We start from the raw sequence: 11,602 nt of genomic DNA on the forward strand, positions 1-11,602 counted from the left end.
GGGGAAAGTCCGGGGGAGCGGAAGGCGGTGCACGGGTGGGCTCGGGAGGCCTGGAGCTGCCCCCTGGTGACGAGGGTCACGAGGGGAACTCCACAGACGTCCCGCCCGGCGCGGTGTCCCTGGCCCGGCCGATGGACGCCTCGGGCTCCATCGGGCCGGAGCTGGAGTGGGATGCCGACGCCTGGCTGGAGGTGCGTACGCGCGCCCAGCGGGCCGGCCGTGCCTACATCTGGCTGAATCTCGTCGAACAGCGGCTGCGCACGGTCGTGGCAGCCGTGCTGCGCCCCATCTACGAACCCGTCCACGGCGACGAGTGGGTGGTCGCCGCGGCCGGGCCCGCCGGCCAGGAGTGGGTCCAGCGGGCGGTCGCGGTCCGCGAAGTCAGCCGCCGCAAGGGCTACTTGCTCGACCCGGCCGACGACAACGTGATCAGCTTCCTCACGCTGCCACAGATGCGCGAGCTGATGGTGCAGCACTGGCCGTGCTTCGAGCCGTACTTCGACGAACGCCGGGACGTCGAACTCGCCCTCGACGAACTAGAGGTGACCCGCAACGTCGTCTCCCGCAACCGAGCGCTCTCCGAAGCCGTACTCAACCAGGCCGAACGGGCCTCCGCCCGGCTCCTGGAGATGCTCGGCGCGGGCGGTGACGTGCCCTCCGCGCGCCGGCTGCCGGTGGACGCGGTGGAGGACCTGGTGGGCGACCGCTACGCGGACGTCGTCGCCGTCCACCCCGACCGCGTCCGTCTCATGCGCCAGTTCCCGGCCGAGGACCTCTTCGGCGGCGCCCGCCGGCTGGACGCCATCGGCATCGGTCTCAACCTGCTCGTGCAGAACTTTTCCGGCCGCCGCCTGGTCCGTCTCGCCGAGACCGGCTGCCGGGTCCGGCTGCTCTTCCTCAACCCCGCGTCCAGCGCGGTCAAGCGCCGCGAGCGGGAACTCGGGATGAAACGAGGCGAACTGTCCCGCTCGGTCGAGATGAACATCCTCCATATGCGCCGGGTCCGCTCCCGGCTGCGCGACCCGGGCGCCTTCGAGATCCAGGTGTACGAGGACACGCCCCGCTTCTCCGCCTATCTGGTCGACGGCGACGGCGCCGACGGTGTCGCCGTCGTCCAGTCCTACCTGCGCGGGGCGCGGGGCATGGAGTCGCCGGTGCTGGTACTGCGCAACGGCGACAAGGTGGTCAAGTCGAACGACGTCATGGAAGCGGGACTCTTCCCGACATACCGCGAGGAGTTCGACATGGCCTGGGCGGATTCGCGCCCCGTGTCCTGAGGCCGGCGCGACGGTAAGCGGAACGCGGTCCTCTGATTGTCAGTGGCGCATGCGAGGGTGGAGACCACTGGGGGAAAGCACCACCAAGAAGGGGGACCGCCCATGGGCTGGCACCAGGAGCTCCTGATCGGCTTCGACCTGGAGACGACGGGTACGGATCCGCGCGAGGCGCGTATCGTCACGGGGGCCGTGATCGAGGTCAGAGCCGGGCAGGAGCTGGGCCGCCGCGAGTGGCTGGCGGATCCGGGCGTGGAAATCCCGGCCGACGCGGTGGCGGTGCACGGCATCAGCAACGAGCGGGCGGCGGCCGAGGGCCGACCGGCCGACCAGGTCGCCGAAGCCCTCGCGGACGTCCTCACCGGGTACTGGAAGACGGGCGTCCCGGTCGTCGCCTACAACGCGACCTTCGACCTCACCCTCCTCTCGGCGGAACTGCGCCGCCACGGCCTGCCGTCGCTCTCCGACCGCCTCGGCGGTCTCGACCCCGCGCCGGTCATCGACCCGTACACCATCGACCGCTGGGTCGACCGATACCGCCGCGGCAAGCGCAACCTGGAAGCGGTCTGCGCCGAGTACGGCATCACCCTCGCCTCCGCCCACAACGCGTCAGCCGACGCCCTGGCGGCGGCCCGCCTGGCCCGCGCCATAGCCGACCGCCACCCGAAGATCGCCTCCCTCGGCCCGGCACGACTGCACGAGTGCCAGGTGGAGTGGTACGCGGAGTGGGCGGCGGATTTCCAGCGGTTCCTGCGGCGCAAGGGCGAAGCGGACGCGGTGGTGGACGGGGCCTGGCCGCTGCGCGAGTTGGCGGACGAGACGGTCTGAGGCCCAGCAGCGGGCTCAGAGGAGGCAGGGCTCAGAAGGCGTACCACCGCACCGACTCGTCCCCCTCCCGCAGCGACGCCACCCGCCGCTCGAACTCCGCCAGCGCCTTCGGATTGCTCGGCGCGTGCTGCGCGACCCACGCACAGCTGGCCGTCTCCCGAGCGCCGCGCAGCACCGAACAGCCCTCCCACTCCCGGACATCCCACCCATATGCCTCGACGAACGAGTCGTAGGCGTCGGCGGGCAACCCGTACCGGTCCCGTGAGAGCGCCATCACCACCAGGTCGTGCTCGCGCAGGTCGGACGAGAAGGTCTCCAGGTCGACCAGTACCGGTCCGGCCGGACCGACGTGCACATTGCGGGGCAGCGCGTCCCCATGGATCGGCCCCGGGGTCAGACGCGGCGTCAGCGCGGCCGCGGCCGCCGCGAAGCCGTCCCGGCGCTCTCGCAGATACGCGGCGTCCGCGGGGTCGATCGCGTCGCCGGCGAGCCGCAGCCAGCGTTCCACACCGCCCAGCAGTTCGCGGCGCGGCAACCCGAAGGGAGGAGATGGCAGTGCGTGCACGATCCGCAGCAGTTCGGCCAGATCGCGCGGCTCGGCCGGCCGTACCGGATCCGCCAGCCGGTGCCACACGGTCACCGGATGGCCGTCCACGAGCCGCGCCTTCGGCTCGGCGGCCCGTACGGCCGGGACGCCCGCCTCCGCCAGCCACCCGGCGGTCTCCAGCTCACGCCGGGCCCGCTCGAGCAACTCGGCGTCGCGGCCCACCTTGACCACCAGGTCCCCGGCGGCGAACACCGCGTTCTCGCCCAGGGCGAGGAGCGAGGCGTCAGCCGCCGCACCGGGCAGCACAGCCGCCGCGGCCAGTACGTCCCGCGCCCTTGCCTCGTCCATCGTCCGCCTCCGTGTCCGTTCCCGCCAGGCGCCCGCGGCTGTGCCGGCGCACACGGCGTCGTCTTCTCGCCATCCGCCGGTCAGTCTCGCATCCACGGAGGTCGGACCGTGTGCGCGGTGCCTTGACGGGACACCCTGCCTTCACGACCATGACCAGGCCCGACCGGGCCGCGCAAAGGGGGAAGACGTGGCATTGGTGACGAACGTGGCGACCGTGAGGCGGCCGGCCGCCTCACGCGTGACCGGCCACGGCGCCTGGTTCCTGGTCCTGCCCGCCCTGATCCCGATCCTCGTACTGAGCGTCGGCCCGCTGCTCTACGGGATCCTGCTGGCGTTCACCGACGCCCAGTCGGGCCGGACCGCGGCCACCCGGTGGATCGGCGGCCTCAACTTCCAGGACCTTCTGCACGACACGCTCTTCTGGGAGTCGTTCCGGATCGGCCTCGTCTGGGCCTTCGGTGTGACCGTGCCCCAGTTCCTGCTCGCCCTCGGCCTCGCCCTCCTCCTCAACCAGGGGTTACGGCTGCGCTGGCTGGCCCGCGCTCTGGCGATCGTGCCCTGGGCGATGCCCGAGGTGGTCGTCGGCATCATGTGGCGGCTGGTCTACAACCCGGACGCGGGGATCCTCAACGAGACCCTGCGCGACCTGGGCCTCGGCGACGGCCGGGACTGGCTGAGCGGCCTCGGCACCGCGCTGCCCGCCGTGATCGTCGTCGGTGTCTGGGCCGGGATGCCGCAGACCACGGTCGCCCTGCTCGCCGGGCTGCAGAACACCCCGCGCGAACTGCACGAGGCGGCGGCGGTGGACGGCGCGGGCGCCTGGCGCCGCTTCCGCACGGTCACCTGGCCCGCCCTCAGACCCGTCGCCCTGGCCATCACCGCGCTCAACCTGATCTGGAACTTCAACTCCTTCGCCCTGGTCTACGTCCTGACCAGCGGCGGCCCCGGCGGCAGGACCCGGCTGCCGATGCTGTTCGCCTACGAAGAGGCCTTTCGCTACGGCCAGTTCGGCTACGCGGCGGCGATGGGCTGTGTGATGGTCGCGGTGATCGCGGTGCTGCTTGCCGTCTTCCTGGCGGGCCGGCTGCGGGGAGGCGAGGACGCGTGAAGACAAGCACCGGCGCCCGCGTCGCCCAGTACGCGGCCCTGCTCGCCTACCTCGTCTTCCTGGCCTTCCCGCTGCTGTGGCTGCTCTCCACGGCCTTCAAGCCGCCGACCGAGCTGGGCAGTCTGCACCCCACCTGGCTCCCCCGGCATCCGACCCTGGCCAACTTCCGCCAGGCCTTCGACGAACAGCCCCTGCTGCGCGCCGGTCTCAACTCCCTGCTCGCTGCGCTCGGCGCCGCGCTGATCGCCGTACTGCTCGCGACCCCGATGGCGTACGTCATGGCCCGGCGCCGGGGTGCGCTCTCCCGGGCGGCCACCGGGTGGGTGGTGGTCAGCCAGGCCTTCCCGTTCGTACTGGTGATCATCCCGCTGTTCCTGGTGCTGAAGAATCTGCGGCTGATCGACTCCCTGTTCGGGCTGGTGATGGTGTACGTGGTGTGGGCGCTGCCGTTCGCGCTGTGGATGCTCGTCGGATACGTCCGGGCGGTGCCCGTCGAACTGGAGGAGGCGGCGGCCGTGGACGGGGCCGGGCGGCTGCGGACGCTGGTGTCGGTGACGGCACCGCTGCTGGCCCCCGGGATCGTGGCGACCGGGCTGTTCGCCTTCGTCACCGCGTGGAACGAGTTCTTCTTCGCGCTGGTGCTGCTGAAGACACCGGAGAAACAGACCCTGCCGGTCGTCCTCACCCATTTCATCGGCGCGGAGGGCGTGGCCGACCTGGGACCCCTCGCCGCGGCCGCCTTCCTGGCCACGCTGCCCTCGCTGGTCGTCTTCGCGCTCGTCCAGCGGCGGATCACGGGCGGCATGCTCACCGGGGCGGTGAAGAGCTGATGCGGACCAGGGCCACCACGGCACTCGTCGTCCTTCTTCTCCTGCTCGCGGGCTGCTCGGCCGACGGGAAGGGCACCGGCGGTCCGATCACCCTCCGTTTCCAGTCCCTGGCCTGGCAGGAGGAGTCGGTCGCCGCCAACAAGGAGCTGGTGAAGGAGTGGAACGCCACTCACCCGGACGTCAAGGTCGAGTATGTGCAGGGCAGTTGGGACAGCGTCCACGACCAGTTGCTCACCTCCTTCGAGGGCGGTGAGGCCCCGGACATCATCCACGACGCCTCCGACGACCTCGCCGACTTCGCCTACGGCGGCTATCTCGCCGACCTGACCGGCCTGCTGCCCGCCCGCCTCAGGTCCGGCATACCGCAGCGAAGCTGGGAGACGACGGCCTTCGGGGACGGCGTCTACGGCGTGCCGTTCCTCCAGGAACCCCGGGTGCTGATCGCCAACACCACCTGGCTCGCGAAGGCAGGAGTGCGCATACCGACGCCCGAACACCCCTGGAGCTGGGAGGAGTTCCGGCAGATCACCGAGCAGCTCAGCGGCGACGGCAGGTACGGTGTCGCCTGGCCGCTCAAGGAGCCCGTCTCCGCCACGCTCAACCTGTCGTTGTCGGCGGGCGGACAGCTCTTCCACCGGGCCGCGGACGGCAAGGTGACCGTGCGTTTCGAGGCCGCCGACCAAGTCGTGCCGCGCACCGTCCACGACCAGGTCGGCACCGACCACAGCGCACCCGGCTCGACGCTGGGCAGCGGCGGCTCGGACACCCTGCCGGGCCTCTTCGGCGGCAAGTACGCGATGGTCCCCCTCGGCTTCTCCTACCGTCAGCAGATCGTCCAGCAGGCGCCGAAGGGCTTCGACTGGGAGGTGCTGCCCGCCCCGGCCGGCACCGACGGACTCGCCCAGGGCGTCAGCCCGCAGACGCTGTCCATCGCCGAGGACAGCCCGCACAAGAAGGAGGCGGCGGAGTTCATCGACTTCCTGCTCCGGCCGAAGAACATGGTCCGGCTCGCCCTCGGCGACTGGATGCTGCCCACCGGCACCGAGGCCCTGAAGGACCCGGCCCTGCACACCGCCAAGTACGGCTGGGCCACCGGCACTGCCCTGGCCGGCCACCTCAGCCCGGCCCCCGCCCAGACGGTCCGCGGCTACCCGGAGTGGAAGGACAAGGTGGCCACCCCCGCCCTCCAGGAGTACTACAGCGGAGCCATCGGCCTCGACGAACTCCGCCACCGCCTGGAGAAGGACGGCAACCTGGTGCTGGCCCGCTACCAGCGATGAACCGGACAAAGGAACAGGGCCCGTTGGCTCCCCCGGAGACCAACGGACGCTGCGTCAGGGGGTGTTGCCGGAACTCAGACGGGCAGCCGGTCCTGCTCGGCCCGTGTCACCGGCGGCGCCACCGGGGCTCCGGCGACTCGTCGTGGGTCAGGTCCGGCAGCCGGCGCAGCCAGCCGCCGGCACGGCGGAGTACTCGGCCCGATGGAAGTCGTTGCCGAAGGGGTCGTCATACTGCTTGTTCATGCTGGCGCCGCCGATCTCCGCGATCCGCAGCGTGTCGTGCACCTTCTGCACCCCGGCCACCGCGTTCTCGGAGATCACCTCGCCCTACGCCACCGGGACGATCTCGAAGGACGGCCGCAGCGCGCTGGTCCGGCTCGCCGGCCGGCCGGGTCGACGTCGCCGAGAGCGACCAGCTCAAGGGCGAGACCCACACCGCGGCGAAGATCATCGACGACGCGGGGATCAAGAGCCGGCCGCGGAGGCGGTCCTGTGCCGACGGCGGCCCATTCGATGCCGGGCGCTCCAGCCGCCGGCCCGGGCGGCCAGGCCCCGCACCCGCGTCTCTCCGTTCCCCATGACGGGATTGCCCCCTCGTGTGCGGTGACGGCCCCGGCCGCCACGATGTCTTCACGACTTCCTTCGTTCGATTCGAAGCTATGGGCCGGGCAAGACCGACTCCTCGTGCTGTCCGGTGAAGTGCGGCGGCCGGGGCCGTCACCGCCGAGGAGGATGCCGGGCCCCTACATCTATCGACCCATCTCGGGGGTGATGATCAGGGATGCCCCTTCCGACGACGGGGATCCTCTTTGTGATTGCAGAACCTTGTTGAACAAGTCACAGGTGCGTGTAGGAGTTGATCCGGGCCGGTCCGATCGGCCAGAGTTTCGGGCAGCCGGGCATGCCCGGCACGGCCGTCGTGCCCGCCCCCACGGGGCACGACGGCCGTTCTAAGGTGTTCGAATGACGACGTATGCGGCGCTGCTGCGCGGGATCAATGTGGGCGGCAGGAAGAGGCTGCCGATGGCCGAGTTGCGCGGCCTGATGACCGGGCTGGGGTACGACTCCGTACAGACCTATCTCCAGAGCGGACAGGCCGTCTTCGCCGCGGCCCACGGGGACGCCGAGTCCCTGGCCGCGGAGCTGACCAAGGCGATCGAGGAACGGTTCGGCTTCTCCGTGGACGTGCTCGTCCGCGACCACGCCTATCTCAAGGCGATCGCCGAGGCCTGCCCGTTCCCGGCCGCCGAACTGGAGGCCAGGCAACTGCACGTCACCTACTTCTCCGGGCCGGTCACCCCGGAGCGCTTCGCGGCCATGGACCCCGCCGTCCACCTCCCCGAGGAGTTCCGTCTGGGCGACCGCGCGCTGTACCTGTACGCCCCGGACGGCCTCGGCCGCTCCAAGCTGGCGGAGGCGCTGTCCCGGCGGCAGATCAACAAGGGACTGATCGCCACGACCCGGAACTGGAACACGGTCGTCAAACTGGTGGAGCTCACGGCCGGGGGAGCCTGACCTGTCACGAGGGCCACCCGTGATCAGTGGGCCCCGGGCCGGCAGGCACGGGGCACCGCGGCCGCCCGGGTCAACTGCCCAATAGGGGCAAGTCGTTGTGAAACCGAACCGGCAAAGCCCCTGGTGTGACACGTTCGCCGATCGTGACGCTGAAGTAAGGGCCGGCGCCACGGGAGCGACGCTCGTGAGAGCCCGCCGTGGGCCCGCCGTTCGCGGTCCGACGTCACAGGGGAGCGCCGGACCGCGAACCCCGAGGGCGCCCTGCGGACGGAGCGCCGGACGGCTCAGGCGCCCACGGCCGCCAGGGCGGGGGTGCGCGCCGCGTCGTACCGCTCCAGCAGCACCCGCGCCACCTCCGGCGCCGGGCCGAGCACCTCGGCCAGCACGTCAGCTTCCGCCGCGCCCCGCGCGATCCGGTCGGGCAGGAATCCGGGGGCGAGGACGTAGGGAGCCACGGCCACCCGGGTGCAGCCGAGCTCCCGCAGCTCCCGTACCGCGTCCTCGGTGCGCGGGAGGGATGCGGAGGCGAACGCAGGCCGCACGGCGCACCAACCGGTGTGCCGCCACTCCCGCGCGATTTCTGCGATCACTGCGATCGCCTCCGGGTCGCTGGACCCCGCCGAGGCCAGCACGACCCCGGTCGAGGGCTTGTCGGCGGGTGTCAGGCCCGCCTCGTGCAGCCGGCGTTCGAGGGCCGCCAGGAGCAGCGGGGACGGGCCGAGCACCTCCGCCTGCCGGATCCGCAGCTGGGCCGGCGCGTCCCGCAGTACGGCCGGGATGTCCGCCTTCGCGTGGAAGGCGCGGGTCAGCAGCAACGGCAGCGCCACGACGTCACGGACGCCTTCCGCCGCCAGCGACTCCAGTACCCCGTGCACGGACGGGATGTTGAAGTCCAGGAAGCCGGTCTCCACGCGCAGCCCGGGCCGCAGCGACCGTACCCGCCGTACCAGGGCGTGCACGGTCGCCGCATGCCGCGGGTCGCGGCTGCCGTGGGCGATGACGACGAGGACCGGCTTGCGCATGTCAGACCTCAGCTCTTCACCAGCAGACCGCGGCTGCGCAGCACCCAGCGCTCCAGCGGGCTGAAGATCAGCAGATCGATCGCGATACCGACGAACAGGATCAGGATGATGGCCTCGAACACCATGGCCATGTCGCTGGCGGTGCGTGCGTTCTCCAGGAGCTGGCCGAGGCCCACGCCGAGGTCGGGGAAGCTCGCGATGATCTCCGCCGCCATCAGCGAGCGCCACGAGAACGCCCAGCCCTGCTTCAGGCCCGCCACATAGCCGGGCAGCGCCGCCGGGAGGGTGACGTGCCAGATGCCCTTGACGCCCGTCGCGCCCATCGTGCGCCCGGCGCGCAGGAACAGCGGCGGTACCTGGTCGACACCGGAGACGAGTCCGTTGGCGATGGAGGGGACCGCGCCGAGCAGGATCACCGCGTACATCATCGAGTTGTTCAGGCCCAGCCAGATCACGGCCGGCGGCACCCACGCCACCGACGGCAGCGACTGCAGGCCGGACAGGATCGGGCCGATCGCGGCGCGCACGAACCTCACCCGCGCCACCAGCAGACCCAGCGGGGTGCCGATGACGAGAGCGAAGAGGAAACCGAGGAGGCCGCGGCTGACGCTGGTCCAGATGTAGCCGAGCAGCTCGCCCCTCAGCCAGGCGCCCTTGAACGCGCTGCCCACGGCGCCCGGCGAGGGCAGCTTGGTCGGGTCGTCGACGACCGGGTACAGGATGTACCAGGCGACCATCACCACGGCGAGCGCGATGACCGGCGGCAGGACCTTGGTGCCAAGGGTCTGCCGCAAGGTCGGGCGGCCGGTGATCGACGTCTCCAGTGCGTCGAGGCCCGCCTCGACGCTTCCGGCGTCCTTGACCGGCGTCGTCTCAGTGCTGGCCATGACGGCGGATCTCCCCACGCAGTACATCGGTGATCTCGAGGGACAGTTCGGCCACGGGCGCGTCCTCGATCCGGCGCGGCTGCGGGATGCCGACCGTCCACTCGCGCTCTATCCGGCCCGGGCGGGACGACAGCAGGATCACCCGCTGGGCGAGCCGCACCGCCTCGCGCACGTTGTGCGTGACGAACAGGACGGAGACCCCGGTCTCCTGCCAGATACGGGTCAGCTCGTCGTGCAGCACGTCCCGGGTGATGGCGTCCAGGGCCGAGAACGGCTCGTCCATCAACAGCAGGTTGCTCTCCTGGGCGAGTGCGCGGGCCAGTGCCGCACGCTGGCGCATACCGCCCGACAGCTCGTGGACGCGCTTGCCGTACGCGCCCTTCAGCCGGACCAGTTCGAGCAGTTCCTCGGCCTTGGCGCGGCGGTCGTTCTTGGGAACCCCTCTGAGCTTCAGGGCGAGTTCGATGTTCTTGCCCGCGGTAAGCCACGGGAACAGGGCGTGCTCCTGGAACATCAGGGCGGGCCGCCCGTCAGTGGCGATGGAGCCCGCGGTGGGCCGGTCGAGCCCCGCCACCAGGTTCAGCAGCGTGGACTTGCCGCAGCCCGAGGCCCCCAGGAGGGTGACGAACTCGCCCGGGGCGACATCGAGCGTGATGTCGTCCAGGACGAGCTGCTGCCCGCCGGGAGTCGCGAAGGACTTCGAGACATGCTCAATGCGTGCCGCGTGCTCCACCGACTCGCCGGCCTTGGCGAGTGTCGTGGTCGTGGCCATGGTCGTCACCTCCTGGGAACGCGTCGGGACCGTGGTCAGCTGCTGCCGAGACCGGCGGCGTCGACCGTGGTCCCGCCGTCGGCCTTGAGGACCTTGTTGAGGATCGTCAGGTCGTAGATGTTCTTCAGCAGCGGGTCGGTGAGCAGACCGGCCTTGACGGCGTGCTCGGCCTCGGTGTTGAGGGTGGAGGCCAGCGGGTCGTCGGTGAACTGGATCGACTCCCACGCCGGGTTCAGGACGTCGGCGGGCAGCGCCTTGCCGGAGTCGACCTCCAGCTGCTTGTTCGCGGCGGCCTTGGCCTGGTCAGGGTTGGCGTTGATCCACTTGTTGGTCTCGGCCGAGCCCTTCAGCACGGCCTCGACGACCTTCGGGTGCGCCTTGAGGAACTTCTGCGACACGATGATGTTCGTGATCACGAACTTCTTGTCGGGCCACAGCGTGGACTCGTCGAGCAGCACCTTGCCGCCCTGGGCGACCAGCTTGGACGCGGTCGGCTCCGGCACCCAGGCGCCGTCGATGGAGCCGGACTTGAAGGCGTCCGGGGTGATCTTGTTGTCCGTGCGGACGACCGTGACGTCCCCCTTGCCGCTCTGCGCGTCGACCTTCCAGCCCTGGTCGGCGATCCAGTTGAGGAACGCCACGTCCTGCGTGTTGCCCAGCTGAGGCGTCGCGATCCTCTTGCCCTTGACGTCCTTCAGGGACTTGATCTTCTTGGGGTTGACGACGAGCTTGACGCCACCCGACGCCGAACCGCCGATGATCTTCAGGTCGGTGCCGTTGGACTTGGTGTAGCCGTTGACCGCCGGGGAGGGGCCGATCCAGCCGATGTCGATGGAGCCGGAGTTGAGCGCCTCGATCTCCGAGGGGCCGGCGTTGAAGATCGCGTACTTGGCCTGGGTGGCGCCGAGCTCCTTCTGGAAGAAGCCCTTCTGGTTGCCCACCAGCGCGGTCGCGTGGGTCAGGTTGCCGAAGTAGCCGATCTTGACGGTGTCGAGGCCGTCGATCTTCTTGGCCCCGGCGGCGACCTTGGCGGTGTCGCCCTTCTGGGCGTCGGACCCGTAACCGCACGAGGCGAGGGCGAGAAGAGGGAGTGCGACTATCACCGCGAGACTGCGGCGGAGGGCGGTTGTTGCAGGCACGGGAGGTGTTCCTCTCGGAGGCCCGGCGGTCACGGTCTCTCAGGTCGTGGCC

The 11,602-nt window shown here is 70.7% G+C and carries 12 protein-coding genes; 6 read left to right on the forward strand and 6 right to left on the reverse strand.

Going from position 1 to position 11,602, the window contains the following annotated elements; all coding sequences use genetic code 11:
* Positions 1-35 precede the first annotated feature (35 nt).
* Both ABZ396_RS33610 and ABZ396_RS33615 read left to right on the forward strand, forming a co-directional pair.
* Positions 36-1,277 carry an SAV2148 family HEPN domain-containing protein gene (locus ABZ396_RS33610; protein WP_358922955.1) on the forward strand — a complete coding sequence of 414 codons (1,242 nt, stop codon included), beginning with the start codon at positions 36-38 and terminating at the stop codon, positions 1,275-1,277.
* A gap of 102 nt (positions 1,278-1,379) precedes the next feature.
* Positions 1,380-2,102 (forward strand): 3'-5' exonuclease, encoded by a 723-nt coding sequence (locus ABZ396_RS33615; RefSeq protein ID WP_358922953.1) that lies wholly within the window; start codon positions 1,380-1,382, stop codon positions 2,100-2,102.
* Between the two features lie 31 nt (positions 2,103-2,133).
* Here ABZ396_RS33615 and ABZ396_RS33620 read toward each other — a convergent pair whose 3' ends face one another.
* Entirely contained in the window at positions 2,134-2,997 is an 864-nt protein-coding gene (locus tag ABZ396_RS33620) for an aminoglycoside phosphotransferase family protein (RefSeq protein WP_358922951.1), read from the reverse strand.
* Between the two features lie 193 nt (positions 2,998-3,190).
* Between ABZ396_RS33620 and ABZ396_RS33625 the strand changes: the two genes are divergently transcribed.
* Genes ABZ396_RS33625 through ABZ396_RS33635 form a run of 3 tightly spaced genes read left to right on the forward strand, consistent with a single transcriptional unit; the run spans position 3,191 to position 6,215 of the window.
* Complete coding sequence (locus ABZ396_RS33625; RefSeq protein WP_358923007.1) at positions 3,191-4,105, forward strand: sugar ABC transporter permease; 915 nt, start codon at positions 3,191-3,193, stop codon at positions 4,103-4,105.
* The gene (locus ABZ396_RS33630) at positions 4,102-4,935 is read left to right on the forward strand and encodes a carbohydrate ABC transporter permease (protein ID WP_358922949.1); all 834 of its coding nucleotides are present in this window, start codon (positions 4,102-4,104) and stop codon (positions 4,933-4,935) included. The genes ABZ396_RS33625 and ABZ396_RS33630 overlap by 4 nt, the downstream gene beginning before the upstream one ends.
* Entirely contained in the window at positions 4,935-6,215 is a 1,281-nt protein-coding gene (locus ABZ396_RS33635; protein ID WP_358922948.1) for a sugar ABC transporter substrate-binding protein, read from the forward strand. The genes ABZ396_RS33630 and ABZ396_RS33635 overlap by 1 nt, the downstream gene beginning before the upstream one ends.
* Before the next feature lie 147 nt (positions 6,216-6,362).
* Here ABZ396_RS33635 and ABZ396_RS33640 read toward each other — a convergent pair whose 3' ends face one another.
* Positions 6,363-6,536, reverse strand: coding sequence for a hypothetical protein (locus ABZ396_RS33640; RefSeq protein ID WP_358923009.1), 174 nt, complete (start codon positions 6,534-6,536; stop codon positions 6,363-6,365).
* A 642-nt stretch (positions 6,537-7,178) separates the two neighbouring features.
* Between ABZ396_RS33640 and ABZ396_RS33645 the strand changes: the two genes are divergently transcribed.
* Positions 7,179-7,730 carry a DUF1697 domain-containing protein gene (locus ABZ396_RS33645; RefSeq protein ID WP_358922946.1) on the forward strand — a complete coding sequence of 184 codons (552 nt, stop codon included), beginning with the start codon at positions 7,179-7,181 and terminating at the stop codon, positions 7,728-7,730.
* A 284-nt stretch (positions 7,731-8,014) separates the two neighbouring features.
* Here the strand turns inward: ABZ396_RS33645 and ABZ396_RS33650 are convergent, their stop codons facing one another.
* The 4 genes from ABZ396_RS33650 to ABZ396_RS33665 are packed head-to-tail and all read right to left on the reverse strand — an operon-like array spanning position 8,015 to position 11,550.
* On the reverse strand, positions 8,015-8,752 hold the full coding sequence (locus ABZ396_RS33650; protein WP_358922944.1) for a sirohydrochlorin chelatase: 738 nt from the start codon (positions 8,750-8,752) through the stop codon (positions 8,015-8,017).
* Positions 8,753-8,760: 8 nt separating this feature from the next.
* Positions 8,761-9,639 carry an ABC transporter permease gene (locus tag ABZ396_RS33655; protein ID WP_358922942.1) on the reverse strand — a complete coding sequence of 293 codons (879 nt, stop codon included), beginning with the start codon at positions 9,637-9,639 and terminating at the stop codon, positions 8,761-8,763.
* Positions 9,626-10,411 carry an ABC transporter ATP-binding protein gene (locus ABZ396_RS33660; RefSeq protein WP_358922940.1) on the reverse strand — a complete coding sequence of 262 codons (786 nt, stop codon included), beginning with the start codon at positions 10,409-10,411 and terminating at the stop codon, positions 9,626-9,628. The genes ABZ396_RS33655 and ABZ396_RS33660 overlap by 14 nt, the downstream gene beginning before the upstream one ends.
* Positions 10,412-10,446: 35 nt before the next feature.
* Entirely contained in the window at positions 10,447-11,550 is a 1,104-nt protein-coding gene (locus ABZ396_RS33665) for an aliphatic sulfonate ABC transporter substrate-binding protein (protein ID WP_358922938.1), read from the reverse strand.
* Positions 11,551-11,602: the final 52 nt, after the last annotated feature.

It is taken from the genome of Streptomyces sp. NPDC005866, from assembly GCF_040629895.1.
Taxonomy (GTDB): Bacteria; Actinomycetota; Actinomycetes; order Streptomycetales; family Streptomycetaceae; genus Streptomyces.

Bases quoted from the DNA above. Each gene is read 5' to 3' on its own strand.
- ABZ396_RS33615 (WP_358922953.1), top strand. From the start codon at position 1,380: ATGGGCTGGCACCAGGAGCTCCTGATCGGCTTCGACCTGGAGACGACG.
- ABZ396_RS33620 (WP_358922951.1), bottom strand. From the start codon at position 2,997: ATGGACGAGGCAAGGGCGCGGGACGTACTGGCCGCGGCGGCTGTGCTG.
- ABZ396_RS33635 (WP_358922948.1), top strand. From the start codon at position 4,935: ATGCGGACCAGGGCCACCACGGCACTCGTCGTCCTTCTTCTCCTGCTC.
- ABZ396_RS33645 (WP_358922946.1), top strand. From the start codon at position 7,179: ATGACGACGTATGCGGCGCTGCTGCGCGGGATCAATGTGGGCGGCAGG.
- ABZ396_RS33650 (WP_358922944.1), bottom strand. From the start codon at position 8,752: ATGCGCAAGCCGGTCCTCGTCGTCATCGCCCACGGCAGCCGCGACCCG.
- ABZ396_RS33655 (WP_358922942.1), bottom strand. From the start codon at position 9,639: ATGGCCAGCACTGAGACGACGCCGGTCAAGGACGCCGGAAGCGTCGAG.
- ABZ396_RS33660 (WP_358922940.1), bottom strand. From the start codon at position 10,411: ATGGCCACGACCACGACACTCGCCAAGGCCGGCGAGTCGGTGGAGCAC.